At 51.6% G+C, this 20481-nt stretch carries 15 protein-coding genes and 1 pseudogene; 11 read left to right on the top strand and 5 right to left on the bottom strand.

Going from position 1 to position 20481, the window contains the following annotated elements:
• Nucleotides 1-11: 11 nt before the first annotated feature.
• Entirely contained in the window at nt 12-740 is a 729-nt protein-coding gene (locus VFA09_05175) for a hypothetical protein (protein ID HZU66651.1), read from the top strand.
• 275 nt (nt 741-1015) lie between these two features.
• Nucleotides 1016-1237, top strand: a complete 222-nt coding sequence (locus VFA09_05170) for a hypothetical protein (GenBank protein ID HZU66650.1) — start codon at nt 1016-1018, stop codon at nt 1235-1237.
• Nucleotides 1238-1316: 79 nt separating this feature from the next.
• On the opposite strand, the gene VFA09_05165 is transcribed toward VFA09_05170, so the two are convergent.
• Nucleotides 1317-2204, bottom strand: a complete 888-nt coding sequence (locus tag VFA09_05165; protein HZU66649.1) for a VOC family protein — start codon at nt 2202-2204, stop codon at nt 1317-1319.
• A gap of 224 nt (nt 2205-2428) precedes the next feature.
• On the opposite strand from VFA09_05165, the gene VFA09_05160 reads away from it, so the two are divergent.
• Nucleotides 2429-3628: an FAD-dependent oxidoreductase gene (locus VFA09_05160; GenBank protein ID HZU66648.1), complete on the top strand. Its 1200-nt coding sequence runs from the start codon at nt 2429-2431 to the stop codon at nt 3626-3628.
• A 5-nt stretch (nt 3629-3633) separates the two neighbouring features.
• Here VFA09_05160 and VFA09_05155 read toward each other — a convergent pair whose 3' ends face one another.
• The 3 genes from VFA09_05155 to VFA09_05145 all read right to left on the bottom strand — a co-directional run bounded on the left by VFA09_05155 (nt 3634) and on the right by VFA09_05145 (nt 6463).
• The gene (locus VFA09_05155; protein ID HZU66647.1) at nt 3634-4602 is read right to left on the bottom strand and encodes an alpha/beta hydrolase; all 969 of its coding nucleotides are present in this window, start codon (nt 4600-4602) and stop codon (nt 3634-3636) included.
• A 747-nt stretch (nt 4603-5349) separates the two neighbouring features.
• Nucleotides 5350-5997 carry a VIT1/CCC1 transporter family protein gene (locus VFA09_05150; GenBank protein HZU66646.1) on the bottom strand — a complete coding sequence of 216 codons (648 nt, stop codon included), beginning with the start codon at nt 5995-5997 and terminating at the stop codon, nt 5350-5352.
• A 58-nt stretch (nt 5998-6055) separates the two neighbouring features.
• A complete protein-coding gene (locus VFA09_05145; GenBank protein HZU66645.1) occupies nt 6056-6463 on the bottom strand; it encodes a transcriptional repressor in 408 nt (135 codons plus the stop codon).
• 185 nt (nt 6464-6648) lie between these two features.
• Here VFA09_05145 and VFA09_05140 point away from each other — a divergent pair, with 185 nt between their 5' ends.
• From VFA09_05140 to VFA09_05130, 3 genes are all read left to right on the top strand, one after another.
• Complete coding sequence (locus VFA09_05140) at nt 6649-11487, top strand: TaqI-like C-terminal specificity domain-containing protein (GenBank protein ID HZU66644.1); 4839 nt, start codon at nt 6649-6651, stop codon at nt 11485-11487.
• Between the two features lie 506 nt (nt 11488-11993).
• A complete protein-coding gene (locus VFA09_05135; protein ID HZU66643.1) occupies nt 11994-12548 on the top strand; it encodes a helix-turn-helix transcriptional regulator in 555 nt (184 codons plus the stop codon).
• A gap of 1 nt (nt 12549) precedes the next feature.
• Nucleotides 12550-13263 carry a hypothetical protein gene (locus VFA09_05130; GenBank protein ID HZU66642.1) on the top strand — a complete coding sequence of 238 codons (714 nt, stop codon included), beginning with the start codon at nt 12550-12552 and terminating at the stop codon, nt 13261-13263.
• 559 nt (nt 13264-13822) lie between these two features.
• On the opposite strand, the gene VFA09_05125 is transcribed toward VFA09_05130, so the two are convergent.
• Nucleotides 13823-14395 carry an isoprenylcysteine carboxylmethyltransferase family protein gene (locus tag VFA09_05125; protein ID HZU66641.1) on the bottom strand — a complete coding sequence of 191 codons (573 nt, stop codon included), beginning with the start codon at nt 14393-14395 and terminating at the stop codon, nt 13823-13825.
• A gap of 418 nt (nt 14396-14813) precedes the next feature.
• On the opposite strand from VFA09_05125, the gene VFA09_05120 reads away from it, so the two are divergent.
• The 5 genes and pseudogenes from VFA09_05120 to VFA09_05100 all read left to right on the top strand — a co-directional run bounded on the left by VFA09_05120 (nt 14814) and on the right by VFA09_05100 (nt 20477).
• A complete protein-coding gene (locus tag VFA09_05120; GenBank protein ID HZU66640.1) occupies nt 14814-15020 on the top strand; it encodes a helix-turn-helix transcriptional regulator in 207 nt (68 codons plus the stop codon).
• 228 nt (nt 15021-15248) lie between these two features.
• The gene (locus VFA09_05115) at nt 15249-15893 is read left to right on the top strand and encodes an AAA family ATPase (protein HZU66639.1); all 645 of its coding nucleotides are present in this window, start codon (nt 15249-15251) and stop codon (nt 15891-15893) included.
• Nucleotides 15842-16360 (top strand): ATP-binding protein, encoded by a 519-nt coding sequence (locus tag VFA09_05110; protein ID HZU66638.1) that lies wholly within the window; start codon nt 15842-15844, stop codon nt 16358-16360. The genes VFA09_05115 and VFA09_05110 overlap by 52 nt, the downstream gene beginning before the upstream one ends.
• A gap of 2 nt (nt 16361-16362) precedes the next feature.
• A pseudogene (locus tag VFA09_05105) lies at nt 16363-17016 on the top strand (DUF3226 domain-containing protein).
• 47 nt (nt 17017-17063) lie between these two features.
• Nucleotides 17064-20477 (top strand): helicase-related protein, encoded by a 3414-nt coding sequence (locus tag VFA09_05100; protein HZU66637.1) that lies wholly within the window; start codon nt 17064-17066, stop codon nt 20475-20477.
• The last annotated feature ends 4 nt before the right edge of the window (nt 20478-20481 follow it).

Raw genomic sequence — 20481 nt, 5'->3', positions numbered from 1 at the left:
GAGAAGAACACATGAAAACGGTCTCTCAACGTTTGGATACCTTATTCAGTAGAAAATTTCGTATTGCGAGCCTGTTAAGCCTCAGCCTCCTGGCAACGCTGCTGATACAGGCCTCAGTGGCATCGGCGAGAAGCATTTCTCAAAACTCGATCTATTATGCCTGCGTCAACTATAACACCGGCAAAATCTACATGCTCCAGCAGAGCGGCAAATGTAAGTCCGGCTATACCTTGATCCAGTGGAATCAAACGGGGCCGCAGGGTCCACAGGGACCACAAGGACCGCAGGGACCACAAGGACCACAAGGACCCGCGGGAGTTTCCCAGGGCTACTTCAGCGCCAATGGCAACGTCAATATCAGCAATGGCAACCTTACTCCTGTTGTGGTAACATCTCCCATGGCCCAGAGTAGTAGCTATATTGTCACCGCCACGGAGATGGCAGTTATCGATACGGGTGATACGGTTACTTGTTTCGTTGCATCAGTGGGTGGCTTTAGCGGCAATATATACGGGACTATCGGCCCCGTGAGCAACAAACAGTATTCAACCATTACCATCACGGATGCTACCGGTATTGGCGCGGGTGATCAGTTCGAGCTGCTTTGCACCGATTATGCACATGATTCTAATACCTATTCGTACAATGCTTCGATTTCCGTTATCCAGCTTAACGCGGTAAGTTCAGACGTGCCTCCGCACCAGAAACCCTCGCTGCCGGCATCGCTGCCACAGCACTAAACGTAGTCCGGTCACATCGTTCACAGTGCGCGGAGGGATTGCTCCTTCCGCCAGCACAAAAGCCAGGCCTCTTTCTGGTAGATACGTAGTCTGACACGTTATTTTACGGATGTATAGATGCCATGGGATGGGTAAACTTAGGACATAAAGAAGTTCACCAGGCGGGTGAGCGAAAGCCAATGAAAAAAATATGCAACAACTCGTAGGGTAGTGTGAGGATTGTTTAAAGTAACCAGCTATAGTTCAAACAGATAAAAAAGAAAGGAACAACAACAATGTTATCAATTTATTACCATGAGCAATACGCACCCATGCGCCGGCAAGAACTTGAACGTGAGGCACAACAGATTCGCCTGGCCGCCAGTGTGAGACCGCAAGGCGATCCATTTCAGGGCTTGATGAACTCTCTCGAGGGCTTGCTGATGAAGTTGGGGCTGTTGATGCGGCCGGAAGAGCAGTTCCGTCCGCGGGTCAAGCCCTTTACCGGCAGCCTTTAGTTTTTTCCCAGGACGAGTTGAGCGATCACCATGCAGGGCAACCGCGCGGTTGCCCTGCATGGTGATCGCTCAACTCGTCTTATTGAACTTGCAGGATAATCGTGTTCTGCCAGGGATCATTGACGCGAATGCTGTTTTCCTGCTCCTCAAAAGGAACGCCATACGCAACCAGCCGCTGCCTGACTTCTTGCAAGCCCTCACGTGTAGGAATGTTAATCACATAGCTTTGCAGACCGGCGGCGTTCGATGGTGTCGGTTTTGCTCCGCGCGAGTGCCAGGTGTTCAGGCCGATGTGGTGATGATAGCCACCGGCGCTGACGAAAAGCGCCCCGTGCGCCGATAAATCCGCGGTGATATCGAAACCAAGGATGGTGGAATAGAAGCGCCTCGCCTCCGCGATATCGCCGACTTGCAAATGGATATGACCAACGCGCGTCCCCGCCGGAATCACTTCCCATGGTTTAACCCCGCGCCTGCCCTCCTCGAGGATGCCACGGATATCGACCGGGTCGGTAGCCATCTGAACCATACCGTTTGTCCAGCGCCATTCGCTCCTGGGACGGTCGCGATAGAGTTCGAGGCCATTGTCATCAGGATCGGAAAGATACAGCGCCTCGCTCACCAGGTGATCTCCCTGGCCAACCTGCAAGCCCGCCTGGAAAACGCGCTCCAGTTCGCGACCGAGATCGGCACGTGTTGGAAAGAGAATAGCCACGTGATAAAGGCCCGTTGCCCTGCGCGGCTGCGGCGCAGCTCCTGGAACCTCGATCAATTCCAGCAGCGGCTGCTTATCCCTGTCACCTAGCACAACTCTTCCCGGTGCCTGCTCGACAGGCTGGAATGCCAGCACGCCCTCATAAAAACGCCGCGAGCGCTCAAGATTCGCGACGCGCAATGTTACCAGTCCAATACTCGTGCCGGGATGGATCGATCTCGCCGTTGTTGACGCTTGCTGTTCCGTTGACATAAAATTCATCTCCATTCTCGCAAACCCTGCGATGTTTCACGGGCTTTGACGCTCAACCTGTGCCCGTGGTAGAAAAGTATCTCTTATTAAACTAACAAAAAGTAAGTAGAATATCTTCCATCACTCATGATATCACCGTTTCGAGCGTATGATACTATTATATTCAGCGGATATCTCCCGTTGCGGTCATTAGCTCTGCATTGAGCTTCTTTCGGAGAAAATCTATGGCCCGGATTCAAAGCGAGATCATCATAATAGGTGGCGGAATAGCAGGTACGGCTACTGCCTGCTATCTCGCGCAGGATGGACACGAGGTGATCTTGCTAGAGCAAAATGAGCTTGCAAGTGAAGCATCCGGTCTGAATGCCGGTACGATCTGGGCCACGGGTTGGAGTAACACACCCGATCTCGTATCAACGCTCAACTTCGGCAGCCTGGAAATCTTCAAAATCTTGCAGCTTGATCTCGGCTATGACATCGAGTTTCGTCAGAGCGGCTCTCTTCAGGCCATCCAGACCGCTGAACAATACGCTTTTGCCCAACGAGAAGCCCACAATCTGGCCGCCGCCGGGCACCGGGTGGAGTTGCTTTCTGCTCGCGAGGCGCGCAGCATCGAACCCGAACTCAGCCCGCATATCCTGGGATGTCTCTACTATCCCTACGGCGGCAATGCCAATCCCGTGAAAACTGTGCAGGCGCTGGCAATGCTCGCGCAGAGACATGGCGCGAGCATCCTCACGCACCACACTGTTACCGGCATTACGCACCTGGATGAGGGCAGCTACGAGGTCATCACGCCACCGGCGACATTCAAAGCTCGAACGCTTGTCTTAGCCGCCGGTCCCTGGTGTCGCGACCTCGGCGCTATGCTTGGCCTCTCTATTCCCGTCTATCCTGTGCGCGGCCAGATGTGGGCCACAGCTCCTCAGCCACCCAGAATTTTTCACAGTATCGGCGCGCTGGAGTCGCACTTCTACTGGCATACGCATCCCTACAGCGATGAGCAAACCCCGCTCGAACTCACCCATCGCCAGGGTCAGCGGCTCACCCGTCATCTTTATGGTCGCCAGACGCGCGAGGGCGAGATCATATTCGGTGGTGACAGGCAGGTGAACGTTCCCAAAATCCCTGAACAGGCCGGTATCGAAGTCAATCACGCCCACGCGCTCGAACTCTTCCCATTCCTCAAAGACCTGCCCATCGTCCGTACCTGGGCCGGCTGGATGCCCTTTACTCGCGACCTGCATCCATTGATCGGCAAGATTCCTCGTTTCGACAATCTCTACCTGCTCACAGGCCTCAGTTCTTCTGGCTTTGAGAAAGGCATGATGGCAGGAAAGCTGCTCGCGGAGTTTATGCACGAAGGGATAGCCGACCCTATTCTCTCGGAAGCTGATCCGGGTGGCTCGATTGGGTTTTTATAACCTTATTAATTTTCAGGCTGCAATCGAGCATTCAGGTAGTCGTTGATCTGAGTCATAATGGCCTGAAGTTGGGATGGCTTAAGGCCGCTGTATTCGTGCCCTCCATCATAGGAAATATATTGAGGCGAACGTTGATCACTCAGAAGCGCCTGATAGAGTTGTTTTGACTGATCTGGTAGCACCGTCTTATCCAGGGTGCCCTGGATAATGAGCGCCGGTCCTGTTTGGGGAGCAATGTTATCGATCGGAGAGGCATCGTTAGCGAGCGGGTCTGGTTTTTTTAGCGGGTAAGGCTTTCTACCCAGAAGAGCAGGGATATCGTTTTGGACTTCCTGGTTCTTTCTGTTTTGAAAATATAATTCACGCAGATCGGTTGGCCCGAACTGATCGACGACGCATTCAACGGTGGGTGACTCGTTTGGATATTCACCGGCTACATCTGATGGGTGAATAGTTTGCAACTCGTCAAGCATCAAGGCCAGGTGCGCCCCAGCTGAATCTCCTAGCGAACAAATACGTCCAGGATCAAGACCAAGAGAAGAAGCATTCGCGCGCAGAAAGCGAACCGCCAGTTGGACATCACCGATCTGGTCTGGCCAATGATCGGTATCTTGTGAAAGATTTGGATTAGCCAGGCGATAGTCTATCGTGACGGCGATGTATCCCTCAGATGCATAGTGCTTACACATCATATCGTATTTTTCTTTCTGTCCTCCGACCCAACCACCTCCGTGTATCATAATAACGCCTGGCTCTAAGGAATGCGTGTTCACAGGTAAACATTCATCCAGGACTTCTTCCGCTATTGTCCCATCCCCATAGTTAACGTTAGGGATAAACTGTATCGAGTAAAGTGAAGCGGCGCGGGCCTGTGACGTTTGATGAAATCCGGCAAACTGTAGAAATACGAATGAAAGGATACTGATACAACAGGTGACGAAAACGAGGCTCAGCACGGGTGTACGACGGGTCATCGATTTCTCTCTTTCATTATCGGTGACTTGTACAAGATATTGTCTGTATCTTATACTGTCCCTTTCCTGTCCTGGTACATCCAATGCCTTATTCATAACATATTTATTGTAGAGTTGTCAAGGAAAAATTCGACTATAACGTGCTCTTGACGCCGGATATTAGGGTGTGCTAATATCATAGTAAAGAGGTTGGATATGAGCATATCCTAAGCCCAACTTGAGAGCAAAGGCATGGAGTTATATCCGCTGCGCCCGGTCGAAGACGCAACTCTTTTTGAACGCTGATTGGAATTGAAATGGAGAATAGAGCAATGAGTCTTTTACATACCAGGGAAAAATGCTCGCTCTGTAATAGATCGCTCGCGCGGTGGGATGCCTCGACTTGCGCGCGCTGCGGTTGCAAGCTGTGCGGCCACCATACCCATTTGTTACGTGCTCCTCACAGTTATGTTCTTGTTTCGGTCTGTGATCATTGCACGAAGAGTGTAACGGCAGTACATGTGCAGGCGCAACGACCCTCCCATCATGCCGCCCACATAAATTCGTAGGGGCCGATTTATCGCGCCCATCGCCGATTCATCGGCCCGTCCCTTTGCCGGACTAATTTGTGAAAATTCTTTTGATCGGCCCCGTCCCTTTGCCGGACTAATTTGTGAAAATCCTTCACCGGCCCTCTATACGGAACCACTATTGCCGGATTGCTTTGTTAAAACCTCATTATCGTCTCGCTTTGCCCCGGTTCATTCCTCACGCATTGCCGAATATATATGCAGCCGCGAAGACCAGCGCACCACTTCCAACCACCTGCACGACCGAGATAAGCCAGTTCGTCCCAAAGTAGCGATGACGGATGGCCGAAATCAACACCAGCTCAAAAGCTACCACGAAGTACGCGATAATCAGGGCCAGGTGTAGATCGGGGACCAGAAACGGCAGCGTATGCAACGCGCCGCCAACGAAGGTCATAATACCGGTAATCGCGCCGCGTATCACCGGGCTTCCACGTCCCGTCAGCTCGCCATTATCCGAAAGCGCCTCCGAAAACGCCATACTGATACCGGCGCCGGTCGCGGCTGCGATGCCGACCAGGAAGGCGTAAAAGGCGTGATGGGTGGCGAAAGCTGTCGCGAAGATGGGGGCTAGCGTGGAGACCGAGCCATCCATTAAGCCCGCCAATCCAGGTTGCACCACGCGCAGCAGGAAATTGCGCGATGTATCATCGCGCGTCCGAATCGCGTGAAACAATTCCGCCAGTTGTCCCTTAAGCGTATCCGGCGTCTCGGCTACCAGTTGATCTTGCTCTGACATTCTCTCAAGTTTATCGGAAACAGGTGTCTCATTCTCGACGCTACTGGCTTTATTGACATTGACAGGTGTCTGTTGTTCACCGGGCATTGCTGAACTCCTTTGTATGTGGAAGGAAGAGCATGGAAAAACGCTCCTCTATCATTTACTATTCAGTACGTGTCGCGCACGACGGGCAGAGACCATAGAGCCGAACTTCGTAGGACCCCAGTTCGATGCCTGCCGCGCGTGCCGCCTGCTCTAAAGCGTCCGCCGGTACATGGACATCGACCGGCACATCCAGCAAGGCGCCGCAGTTCGTGCAGACGGCATGGTCATGGCGCGAGGTATTGCCATCATAACGATTGCCCTCCTCGTCGCGTCCAATCTCCCGGATATAGCCCTGCTCGGCCAGGCTATGCAGGATGCGGTAAACGCTGGCCAGACCCATATTGGGCCGCACAGTCTTTACCGCCTCGTAAATCTCCAGCGCCGTCGGATGGTTGTGCGCCTCCAGTACGATATGCAGCACCGCCTGCGCATTACTATTCAGTTTTGTTTTCGTGATTGTTTCCATGTCAGGTCACCCTAATAATGATAATCATTCTCACTTTTTTTCTGGTTCTATTATGGAACATGGGGAGGGAAGATGTCAAGGCGAGCTATAAGATTGACAACCCCTACCAATCGTGATAGTCTTGCACTCAGGCAACACAGGCCACAACTCCAGTCACTTTCGTATAGAAATGCAGGATTTGCCGCATGCTTCGAGAAGACTACGAACTCTCCCGCGAGGATATTCTATTGCTTGCCAATCGCGATGCCCTGGCCGCCCTTTTTGCCAGGCTGGGCTACGATACCAACGAACGGCTCGTCCAGAACATCGCCGCCATGGGCTTCACGAACGATCTCTTGAAGTCCAATATTACCCGCATCGAACGCCTCGCCAGCCAGGATGCGCGCATGTTCGAGGTCTATCTTTTCGAACTCAAATCTGTCACCGTCGCTGCCACCCAGGCCATTGTGCGCAACTTCCGCAACCGGCCCGGCGATTACCTGCTCGTCCTCACTGACGACTACCAGCGCCTCGATTTCGTGCTGGTGGAACGCTATAATGCCGACCTCGCGAAGGGTCAGGAGACTGCTGCGCTGCCACCCGTCTCTAAACAGGTGGGAGTGCGACCTCGTGTTCTGACTGTCAATCGCCGCAATCCAGATGATGTAGCAGTGCGCGTGCTGCGCCGTTTCAGCTATACCGAAAGCGACACCATTGCCCAGTACGAAAAACTCCTCAGCGCCTACGATGTGGCCGATTGGAGCGAGCCGTTCTTCAATAACCGCGCGCTCTTCTCCGATTACTACCTGACCCGGCGCCTGCCTGATAGCCCCGAATGGAAAGATTCCGCCGCAGCCGGAGCCATGACGCGCGCCTTCCACGGCCTGCGCGAACTCTACGCCGATGTGCGCGAGACCTTTTCCAACCAGCCCGAGTCATTGACACGCGCTCAATTGCTCGAACCCGTCTTCTCCATCCTGGGCTTCGCGTTCCAATCCGTAAAAGCCAGTAATAATGGTGCGGCTGAACCGGATTACCGGCTCTATATAACAGATAGTGTCCCGCGGGCTGCCGATAAATCAGGCAAACAGAATAAACCCCTGGCGCTCTGCCTGGCCTATACCTGGGGCCGCAGCCTCGATGGTAAGGACGAGCAGCGCGACAATTCGACGCCCGACGAGAATCCCGGCGCGGTCGTCGTCACTCTGCTGGACTCCGGTGAGGCCGACTGGGCCATCGTCACTAACGGCAAGACCTGGCGCCTCTATTCCGCCAGGGCCCACAGTCGCGCCACCAACTACTATGAAATCGACCTCGAAGAGACCCTCGCGCAGCCACCTCCGCATCGCGAACTCGCCTTCCGCTACTTCTGGCACTTTTTCCGCGCCGCCGCCTTTGTTCCCGGCGAACGATTCGTGGATGGCGAACAACGCCAGGTAAGTTTCCTGGACAGCCTGATGAGCGAAAGCGAACGTTACGCCCGCGAACTGGGAGAGCGTCTGAAAGAGCGTGTCTTCTTCGAGATTTTCCCGCACTTCGCCCGCGGCTTCATCATCTACGCTCGCCGTACAGAGCAGCTTCCCGCCAACCTGGATAGCCTGGATGCCAGTACACGCGATGCCTTGCTGGAACCCTACTTCAGCGCCACGCTTACCTTCCTCTATCGCCTGCTCTTCCTGCTGTATGCCGAGAGTCGCGACCTGCTGCCCGTGCGCGAAGAGCGCGGCTACTACGAAAAGAGCCTGGAAAAGCTGAAAAGGGAGATCGCCCAGAAGGCCGGTACGATTGAAGACGAGGCTCCGCGCAAGCTGAAAGACGCCTACAACGACCTCAGCACCGCCTTCTACGACCGGCTGCAGGAGCTTTTTTCGGCTGTGGATAAGGGCAACGCTGCCCTCAACGTGCCCGTCTACAACGGTGGCCTTTTCTTGACACAGCCCGACCCGCAGGATAGCTCGCCCGAAGCCGGTGTCGCGCGTTTCCTGGCAACCTGCAAGATTCCCGACCGCGAGCTGGCGCTGGGACTCGATCTGATGGCGCGTGACCGCGATGAAAAGCGCCACGATCTCGCCTTCATCGACTACAAAAGCCTGGGCGTGCGCCAGCTTGGCAGCATCTACGAGGGTCTGCTCGAATTTAAATTGCGGGTCGCGCCCGAAGTCATGGTCGTCGTCAAGGGCAAAAAGACCGAGGAGATCGTTCCCTATGCCGAGGCGCAGCAGAAGAAGCTGCCCATCCTCAAAGAGGGGCGCGGCAAGGACGCCCGCGACAAGACGCTCCCCAAAGGCAGCGTCTATCTCGAGAACGACCGCCGCGAGCGCAAGGCCAGCGGCAGCTACTACACCCCCGATTACATCGTCAAATACATCGTCGAACACACCGTTGGACCCGTCCTGGCGGAAAAATTGGAGAGCCTGCGCCCGCTCTTCCGTGAAGCTGAAAAGACACTCAAGGTAGAGAAAGACAAGGTTCGGGCCTTGAACCGCAAGGACATCAGCGCCGAAAACGAGACCTACAAGAAGTTCCGCGAGACGCTCAACGAGGCCTTTTTCGACCTCAAAGTGCTTGACCCCGCCATGGGCAGCGGCCACTTCCTGGTCGAGGCCGTTGACTACATCACCGACCAGATGGCCAAAATCCTGACCGCCTTTCGCTGGAACCCCATCATTCACGAACTGGCCCAGACGCGCTCGGAAATCCAGCAGGAGATGGAGCGCCAGGGCGTGACCATCGACATGAGCAAGCTCACCGACCTCAACCTGCTCAAGCGCCGCGTCCTCAAAAGCTGCATCTACGGCGTCGATCTCAACCCCATGGCCGTCGAACTCGCCAAGGTCAGTCTGTGGCTCGACTGCTTCACGCTCGGAGCGCCGCTCTCCTTCCTCGACCACCACATGAAGTGCGGCAACTCGCTCATCGGCGGCAACGTACAGGAAGTGGAAGACGCGCTCAGCCACGACCTCTTCGGCCACCAGTTCGCCGGACTGCTCAGCGCCACCCAGTTGATGCGCAAAGTCGGCGAACTCTCCGACGTCACCGCCGAGGAAGTAGCCGCGTCGCGCCAGGCCTACAAAGGCGCCTACGATGCCCTCGCCCCTTTCAAACGCCTGCTCGACGTCTGGATCAGCGAATACTTCGGCAACAAAAAGGCGCGCATCACCACCAGCGTCTACGCCGGAGCCATCGTCGCCGGCAACTACAGCAAAGCCAATGCAGAAGACAGGCAAGCCATAGAAACCGCCCTGGAACTGGCAAAGACCAAACGTTTCTTCCACTGGGAGCTAGAGTTCCCCGAAGTCTTCTTCGACGAGACGAAACGCAGAGAGAACGGGGGATTTGATGCAGTGGTGGGGAATCCGCCGTATGTAAGGCAAGAAGGATTGGGGGATGACAAGGTAGCATTTAAGACGATGTATGAAGTGTTTAATAGCATAGCTGATCTGTATACCTATTTTATTGAGCGCGGCAATGTGATGCTGCGTCCAGGTGGCCGTTTTGGAATGATTACAGCTAATAAGTTTATGCGAGCGAATTATGGAGCTGCTTTGCGCTCCTTTTTGACTAACAAGATAAGGCTGGAAAAGCTGATAGACTTTGGCGATTTGCCCGTATTTGGTGATGCTACGACCTACCCTATCATCATATTGTCAAGTAACAATCCGCGTCATACTAACCCGATTGAATATGCACTACTGAAAACGCTGAACTTTAAGAGTCTTCCGCTGGCTATTCTCTCGAAAATAAGGAAAATGCCTGAGACTGCTTTTAGCGATTCTAACTGGTCTCTTGTTGCCACTTCAGAACAATCAATTCTGGATAAGCTAAAAGCAATCAGTATATCGCTAGGAGAATATGTCAACGGCACAATCAGGCGAGGCGTCCTTACTGGCTTTAACGAGGCTTTCGTCATCGATCGTGAGACTCGTGATAAATTGATTGCCGAAGACCGCAAAAGTGCTGAGATCATTAAACCTTTCGTGGTTGGAGAAGATGTGAAACGTTACAACATTGACTTTGAGGAGCGATATTTAATATTTACAAGGCGGGGTATAGATATAACGAGGTACAGAGCGATAAAGCAGTATCTGTTACAGTATAAAACTCAATTAGAGCCAAAGCCGACGAGTTGGAATGATAGAAAGCAAGGTGAATGGTTAGGCAGGAAACCAGGGCCATATAAATGGTACGAAATCCAAGATAATATTGCCTACCATGCAGAATTTGAAAAGTCAAAAATTATCTACCCAAATATTTGTATGCAGCCAGAGTTTGCCTATGATTCTGATAGATACTATAGCAATCAAAAGACTTTTATTATTCCAATGGCAGATATGTATCTATTAGCTGTTCTCAATTGTACTGTTATGAATTTCATTTTTGAGGTTACGTTGCCAAAACTACGAGGGGGATTCTTTGAACCTAGCTACGTCTTCATGAAGGATGTTCCCATTCGTCGCATCAACTTCACCCTCTCATCCGAACAACGTGCCTACTACCTCGAAAAGGCCAGAAACCTCTACGCCACCTGCCTGGACAAGAACGACCAGGCCTGTGTCCTCGGCTTCGTCGATCACCACCTCGCGCAGCAGCCCGAACAGTCGGATGTCGTACACGACCTGCTGGCATTCCTGGCCGGGGAGATGATCCGTCTGAACAAGGAGAAACGGGCCTTGCAGAAGCAGTTTTTAGACTGGTTGGTGACCACGCTTCACATTTTACCGGATAGGGAGGGGCGCAAAGGAATAGAGGTGTTAACAGGCAAGGGGAAAATAACGGATTATCCCGGCGATTATCAGAAGGGGGAGCCATACCTGGAGTTTGCCGATCTCTACGATATTTTGCTGAAGAATAAGGGGAAGCTAGGGGTGAGTTTGAGCGATACGGGGTTGGTTGAGAGGCTGAGGCGCGAGTATGAGGGGAGCCTGGAGAGGGTGTTGCCGTTGAAGGAGCGGTTGGCGAGGACGGATGCGTTGATTGATGCGGTGGTGTACCGGTTGTATGGGTTGGGGGAGGAGGAGATTGGGGTGGTGGAGGGGAGGGGGTAGAAAGTACCATAAAAATCATAGAATAATTATCACAAATATGTTATAATCCTCTTTGAGGAGGTAGTGGCCCATGCATATGAGCATAAGGAACAAAAGATGTAGAGAAAGGGTAGCCTCCTCGTGGGTTCGAGAAGTGAAACTGTATTTCGTAGGCTGGTAAACTTTAGTACAGCTCTTGATGAACTTGACACATCTGTAGCTGCATCAATCATCGCCCATATTATCCAGTTTGAGAAAGCTTGGAAAGTGAGCAAACACGACGGCGAAATACCCTCCGGATTTCACTTCGAACCGTATCTCAGGGTTGACGACCCATACCGGCTTTGTCAAATACGAGTAGGGCCGAAACATGGGTATCGTGCTTTAGCTATGTTCCTGAATAGAAGTTCAGATGCCTACTGGATTCACCTTTTCAAAAAGGTGAAGAATAGACAACCCGAAGATATGCAGCGAGCTCGTATACTTGCCCAACAGTTGTGGAACGAGCTTAAAAGGGAGCTATAACGATGAAAAGAGATGAAGATACCCAGATTTCAGGAACAATGAATGATTACCTTGTGCAGAGAATGACCGATGAACAGCACGGTCAAGAATTTACAATAGAATACCTCAAAGCTGATTTTCTTGCGTCTGCTGCCAATGCCCTCTCCTCTCTACGGCATCAAGCAGGCCTGACACAAGCGCAGCTTGCAGAGCGGCTCAACACTAAACAATCCGCTATAGCTCGCCTGGAGGCAGATTTCGATGGTGCAATATCTTTGCGTCGTTATATTGATTTCGCGCTTGCATGTGGATTCATACCGCATCATATAACCTTTGTTCCGTTAGTGACAGCAGGCAGCTTTACTTTAGCACAACCAGATAGGTCTTTGACTTTTGAGAATCAACAGAACTGGATGAATACTACTTTCCAGCTTACGCTTGAGCCTGTTGGTACAACATCTCAAATGACTTTTACTGTTTCTACATCAGTGACAACCTTGAAAGAACCGAGTCCAAAATCCAATATAGTTGCAACGCAGTTGCAACCACACCAATTACAGGAAAAGGTAGCTGCATAATATGCTTGAGCAGGTAAAAATTATCACAAGCAGAAGAGCTTATGAGTTTCAACCAGATGATTTACGTCTATCAGCCTTGAGTACCAAGCCAGTACAGGAACAAGTTCAATCGCTCTTTCGTTTCCAAACATCTGTCATGGGATCACCTATACCTACTTTTGGAGATGTTCCGGCTACTTATCCACCGGGGTTTGTCTTTGATATGGGCGTCTGGATAGCTGCTGATCAGCACTTGGTTCCAATTCGCTTTCTGCATTTTGAACAAAGGCGTATTGTGATCGATGTAGCCGGAACATCATCGGCTATCACGGATATTTATGAACGCCTTAATCAGTTTTTCGCTGAATTGCGCGCTCCTGACGGATCACCCATAATCGGTGAACCAAAAGGTATCCTGGATTATTCTGAAATTACGGCAAAATATCCTTTTTCGTTGGATATATTACTTGCAGAACCTTTCCGCGAATTACTCAAAGCAACCTTTCCAAGGGCTGTTGATAAGAAGAATGTAATGATTCCAGCATTCGGTATCCAATTTTATCCTGATGATCAGGAACTACAAGCAATGCCAATTCCTGGTGATGTTCGAGTTTTAACATTTACGCTGCGAGTAGGAACAAATCCGGATGAACATATCTATTTTAGTGGAGCTCCTCTTGACTCTGATACACATCTGCGCTATCTAAGTGATTTGGAAGCAAAGCTTACCACTTAGCTAGTGTAACATATAGCTCAATAATAAGATAAAGATATGGGTACCTGTATTGAGAGGCTAAAGAAGGTGAATAACGAAGTCGGGCAGGTTAAAGTCAGCTACTCTTTGCGAAGTTTGTAATGGATAACTCCATCTTGAATTACTCAATGACATGCAAATCGAAGCGGAAGAGCAACTCCATGAAATACAACCCTTGCTGGAGGAGGCTTTACAACACCTGGGTAATCCCGTTGCCCTTAAAACATGGCTCCTGACTCCTGTAACTTCTGGCGGTAAGAAGCCGGTAGAATATTTGTTAGCTCAGGATTACATGATATTTCGTGGTTTTCTTCTTCATATACGTACTGGCCAGGAGATGTTTCAGCCCCCTAAGCCCTTGGGACTCGTTTACCTTAAACGGCCCCGCGAGGAAGTCGAGCATGAGCTTGAACGGCTCAGACCAGGGGCGTGGCGATATGATGATGACACAGACGATAATGAGCCTTAACAATAAGCTCGGCAATCTGAGTAGTCCAGGACATATCATTCTCAGTGCAGCGAAAAACACTCTTTTTTCTTTTCAAAACACAAAAGGCACAAGCCTCCACGTATGGGCAGCATAGTCAGGGTACTCTTGCGGAAACGCGGCGGTAAGCATCATCTCTTCGGCCTGGATACGGTAGCAGTACGCGCCCGCCATCGGAGGCATGAGGATTATGGGTACGACCCAGTTGCCCGTGGATATTGCTGCGCCTGACCACATCAGCAGAGTAGCAATATAACCGGGATGACGAACTATACGGTAGGGTCCATTTGTAATCAGATGTTGTTGTTCGCTCGTTCGCAATGTGCGTGTGTAGAAGGCGCCCAGCACCCTGCTCGCCCAGACCCGTAGCACAATCCCGGCAATCATTATGATGATGCCGCCCCACGCCACCTCTTTCCTCTGGATGCGACCAATCTTCCGCTTGTTCAGCAGTGGAGCGGCGAGCAGGGCAAAGCAGCCAGAGCCAAAAGTAGCTCCAATCAGGCGTGTGCTTCCGCGATCTTGTGGTCCCGCTTGCCGACTGCTGGCGGCCTTTCCTTGCCTTAGAAGAGGTTCAGTGACAAAAAAGAGTCCTAGGAGAATAAAGGCTATAGATCGGGGACGCATCGTTCCCTCCTTCTGTTGCTGGTTTATTTTGTGACAATCCAGTATCAGGGTGCCGATTGTTTGCCTGATTACCAATGAAGCCTATCTCCACTATACACTTCAGCTTCTGATTCTTCAAGCATCCCGAAAGACGCGAACGATGCACCATGAACCCATATGGATAGGCTTTCAAGTCTAAACGCTCATATCCCTGCTCTCTCACAATTTTCCTGGCATGCTGTTCAGCATCGTCACGGTTACGAGCATAGAATGCAAACAGGATATCCATATTCTCTGACATACGGCAGGATAGTATCCATAGCGTCATCTCAATACACCCTCCTTTACGTTGATGGTATGAATTGATTCATATCATTACGATCCCCCTTATGTCAACATACCATTGTTGGTACAATCGGCTTAAAAGCAGGGAAAGGCCATGATACGACTACGAGTCAAAGAGGTTGCTAAGGAAAAAGGATTGAGCCAGGGCAGGTTATCCCGGCTTGCCAACATTGACGAGAATACCCTGAAGCGAATCTATCGCGATCCCTATGCCATCATTACTACGGAAACGCTTGATAAACTGGCCAGAGCGTTGGGGGTTCCATCCGCTGAACTCATTGAGGATGTAGCAGAGCAGTGAGGGAAGAGGAGAGAGAGGGTGATTGATGAGTTCGAAGTCACTATTTGCTATCTCTTATAGGTCACACTCCACATTTGACACATCCACTACAATCAGGACAGGAGCGAATCCGCAGGGCTTAAAGGTTATATTGCGCCGGGGATGGATCGTGACATGGTACAATACAGCAACGTATATCCAGCGATGTGCCGGTATTGATGATAGATCGCGCAAGAGGGAGTAATCGCAATGGACAACCTCATCCTGAACTCACTCGAAATTCACAATTTTCGTGCCTTTGAACATTTACAAATAGAACGTCTCGGCCGTGTCAACTTAATTGTAGGGAAAAATAATGTGGGAAAAACTTGCTTACTAGAAGCTCTACAATTATATGCCCAGCGAGGCTCTCCCCGTTTGATTCTAGAGCAATTGAGATCACACGATGAAAGTAAACAGGCGCAAGGTGGCTATTGGGATGCCGAAGAACTTCTCTCGGCCTTTAAATACATGTTCCATGGCCGTCCCGATGTGAGAACTCCAATCAAGCCAATCGAGATGGGACCCATTAATGATGTAAATTCAGCCCTCACTATTGCTCTCGACTGGTGGTATGCCGTACAGTCCAGTGAGGGAATTCATACCATGCAACTTCTGCAACCGGAAGAGTATAATCAACCTGTCAGTCGCGTACCTCGTCTTACTGTCCAGCTAGGCAAGCAAACCATCTATAATCTGTTGCTTGATTCGTCTCTCTTTACTGCTTTGCCCGTACTTTCATACCGGAACTCGAAACCATCAATGTTGTTTGGGTACCTGCAAATGGTTTGCACAAAGAGCAGATGGCGAGGTTATGGGATGATATTGCGCTTACCGATATGGAAAAGGAGGTGATCGCTGCTTTACGTCTCATTGCGCCGGGAACTGCAGGCCTGAATTTTGTGGGAAATGCTGCCTCAGTGGCGGAGCGTACCCCCATTGTAAAAATAGCAAGTATTGCAGAGCCGATCCCCTTACGCAGTATGGGGGATGGTATGCAGCGTATGCTCGGTGTTGCTCTCGCGCTTGTAAATGCCAGGGATGGGCTGCTGCTGATAGATGAAATAGAAAATGGAATTCATTATGCTGTTCAGCCGGATTTATGGAATAGTATCTTTTACCTGGCAGATCAGCTTAACGTTCAGGTTCTCGCCACCACACATAGCTGGGATTGTCTGGAAGGATTTAAGGAAGCTACTCAACGGAAGAAGAGGGAAGGACTGCTTATTCGCCTGGAAAATAGAAAAGGTAGGCTCGTTGCTACTATTTTGGATGAGCAGAGACTCAATGTTATTACTCGTGAGCGAATTGAGGTACGTTGATCATGAGTGATGAGATTCGGGAAGATAGGCGGAGAAATTACTTGCTTGTTGAGGGGAATGACGATGCCAGTGTATTTTATCATCTGCTCAGAACCCATCAACTACACGAACGCATTACTATAGTCGATAAGAAAGGTATCCACAATCTTTTAGCAACTCTTGATGAAGAACTCATACGTAGTGGGCTGGAATGCTTAGGTATCGTAATAGATGCAGATGTAGACCCTACTGCTCGCTGACAATCCTTACATGATAAATTGAGGAGAGCAGGCTATCCTACTATCCCTGCTACACCGGATGTTCATGGTACTATTATTAAGCAGGTTGAGCAGCCTACCGTAGGAATCTGGCTGATGCCTGATAATAAGGTTGCCGGTATGATTGAGGATTTTGCCAGCTTTCTTATACCGGACGGCGATAATCTCTGGGTCAGAGCTACAAATTGTGTACAACAGATACCGAAAGAGGAGCGCCGTTTTCGCGAGACATACCAAATGAAAGCTCTATTGCATACCTGGTTGGCATGGCAAGAGGAACCGGGTACGCCTATAGGATTAGCCATTACAAGACGTTATCTTGATACTAATGCTCCACATGCGCACTTACTTATGAGGTGGATTCGTAGGTTGTTCAAACTGGAGATGACAAACTCATAAGTGACCTGGCATCATACAAAAAATTGCTGTAGAAACGAGTTATAATCATGCACATCCCATTCGTCATCGACAACCAGCAGCACAAAATGGCCGATGTCCTGAATAGCCTGTTGCATCACTACAAAGGCCAGTCCCTCGACGTCGCCACCGCCTATTTCAACGTTAGCGGCTGGCAACTACTGTGCGATGGCTTGAATGGCATGGGTACTTTTCGCTTACTGCTCGGGGACGAACCCGAAGCTGGCTTTGACCTGGGATTGCGCGAGGTGGGTGCGAAACCCGTCAAGGGATTGATTCGCGACCTGGCAAAAGAAACCTTCAACGAAAAAACGTTGCGGCAGATCGAAGACCTGATCGCCTTCTTGCGCCGGGATAATGTGCAGGTGCGTCTATACACGCGCGGCTTCCTGCATGCCAAGTGCTACCTCTTTTATAGTGGCGGCGGCTTTGAACGCTTTACGCCCATCGCAGCCATCGCCGGCTCCTCCAATTTTACCCGCCCGGGCCTTGCGACCAACAAAGAACTGAACCTGGCGCATCGCGCGAACCTGCTGCCCGAAGAGGTGGAACCGCAGCGCGTCAAGGGCCTGTTAGAAAGCGATGAACGCAAGCGCCTGGGGCAGTTGGACGCGGAAGGACGCCTGGTCGCGGCCAATATTCCCGGCGTCCTCGCTATCAACGAACTCGCACAGTGGTACGAGAGACAGTGGGAAGCTGCCCGCGATTTCAAGGACGAGTTGCTGGACCTGATCGATTCCTCCAAGTTTGGGCGCAAAGAATATACCCCCTACCAGGTCTACATGAAGGCCATCTTCGAGTACTTCCGTGACGACCTGGAGGAGGCGGATAACGCTGCCAGTATGCGTTCGGCAGTTGACTTGAGCGAATTTCAGGAAGATGCCGTGAAAAAGGCGCGTAAGATACTTGCCAGCTACGATGGCGTCATGGTTGCCGATAGCGTCGGGCTTGGCAAGACCTGGATCGGCAAGAAACTGCTCGAAGACTATGCTTACCATATGCGCTATAAAGCCGTCGTCATCTGTCCCGCGGCCTTGCAGAAGATGTGGCGCGAGGAACTACTGAGCGCGGGTATCGCCGCGCACATCATTACGCAGGAAGCACTTGGACGCGATGAATTCGATATTCACGACGCGCAGGATGCCGATCTGCTGCTCGTCGATGAAAGCCATAATTTCCGCAATCGCAACGCCCAGCGTTACGAGAACCTCGAACGCATTCTGGCCGCCAACAATCGACGCGGGAAGGCCAGCGGCGAGCGCAAAAAGCTCATTTTGCTTACTGCCACTCCCATCAACAACAACGTCTTCGACCTCTACAACCAGGTCAACCTCTTCACGGGCGGAGACCGCAGTTACTTTGCATCGGCAGGCATCGGCGACCTCTATCGCTATTTTCAGGTTGCCCGCCGCGCCAATCGACAGCAGGAAAGCGGCATCGCCCTCTTCAATCTGCTGGAAGAGGTGGTCATTCGTCGCACTCGCCCCTTTATCAAAGAGGCCTATCCCAATGCCACCATCAAGGGCCAGCCGATTAGCTGGCCGGAGCGCAAACTCAAGACCATCCGCTATGACCTGGAAGCCACCTACGGCGGCATTTACGACAAGCTGGTCAATCGCATCGAGGGCCTGAAACTGGCTCCATATCGCCTGGAAACCTACAAGAAACAGGGCGTGAAGCGCGACCAGTTCGAGGAAGGACGCGAAGAAGCCCTCGTCGGCATCTTCAAAAGCCGCTACCTTAAACGTTTTGAGAGCAGCGTGGACGCCTTCCGCATCAGCATTCGTCGCGCCCTTGAGTTTCTGGAGACCTTTGAAAGCTATATCCTCGAAGGCAAGGTTCTCAACAGTACAGGCTTTCAGAAGGCTATGCGTTTCCTTGCCAGCGAGGATGAAGAAGACGATGCCACGCCCAATTCGCTTTCCGATCAACTCGACGCCAATATTCAGGCTCGTCAGTTCATTGAAACATTGCCCACGCTAAACGCCGAACTCTACGATCTCAAGCGCCTGCATAACGATCTGCGCAAAGACGTGAACGCCTTGCGCGAAGTCTGGCACGATATTGAAGCGATTACTCCCGCTCGGGATGCCAAACTGGAAAAACTCAAGTCCCTGTTAGCCGGAGAACTGCGGGGTCAAAAGGTGCTGATCTTCACCTATTACAAAGATACCGCTCGCTATCTCTACAGGCAATTGTGCGGCGATGATCCGGCAGCGATCCAATGGAGGGCCAGCGCCGGTGAGCCACGTGTTCGGCGTATGGACAGCGGAACCGATGCTCGCGAGCGCGCAAAACTGGTAGCGCAATTCGCGCCTCGTGCCAATAACAAACCCGAGATAGCAGGCAGTGACAGCGAAATAGATATCATGATCTCGACCGATGTGCTTTCGGAAGGGCAGAACCTGCAGGACTGCGGTGTCCTCGTCAACTATGATCTGCACTGGAATCCTACCCGTATGGTGCAGCGCGCGGGCCGCATTGATCGCATCGGAACCAGCTTCGACACCCTGTGGGTGCTGAACATGTTCCCTGACGATGGACTGGAAAAGCTGCTTGGCCTGGTCGAAAGCCTCTCGCAGAAGATTGCCAGTATTGACCGCAGCGGTTTCCTGGATGTTAGCGTTCTTGGAGAGATTGTCCACCCGCAGAACTTCAACACGCTGCGGCGTATCGAGGAGGAAGACGGCAAAGTGGTCGAGGAGCAGGAGCAGTTTGTCGAACTGGTGAGTAGCGAGTTTCTGCTCCAGAATCTGAAAACCCTGCTGGATGGTGGCATGCGTCAGATGCTCGAGGACCTGCCCGATGGCATTCACAGCGGCCTGGTACGCCAGGGAGCAAAAGGCATCTTTTTCTACTTCACGGCCCAGAATCAGGAACATGACCGGCCTGGCGCGAAGAGTGCCAGGCAGCACTTCTGGCGCTATATCGATCTGTCAGAGGATTGGAGAGGCGGGCGCATAGAGGACAACCGCTACGTCATCACCAACCTGATCCAGTGCCAATCCGACACGGTGCGCTTTGTGCCTGCTGATGGTGAGGTGGATATCTTCGCGTTGCAGGAAAAGGTCATTGCCTCAATTGTGCAGTCGTCGGAGGAGCAGGTGGCAGTGGAGGAGGCTCCTAAGCTGCTTGACCCCATCCAACAAACAATCGCCACGACCCTGCGTGGCTATATCAACAATCCCGCTATCAGCCGCAAAGAAGTGATCGCAGCCATCCAGCGCCTGAACGAACCCCAGCCAAACGTGTACATTCGCGCGTTGAGAAAAGCATACGAGGCCTTCACTGCTACCAATCAAATTGGTGATCTTCTGGCGGCGGTGCAAAACATCGGTTCCAGTATGGAGACTCCTGATGATAGGAATGCGGCCAGCATCGAAAGCAAAAGTCCTGTGAAGCGCGAGGATTTGAAACTGATGTGTTTCGATTACATATGGTAATAAC

Source organism: Ktedonobacteraceae bacterium (genome assembly GCA_035653615.1).
GTDB lineage: Bacteria > Chloroflexota > Ktedonobacteria > Ktedonobacterales > Ktedonobacteraceae > DASRBN01.
This window is presented reverse-complemented; position numbering and strand designations above follow the sequence as displayed.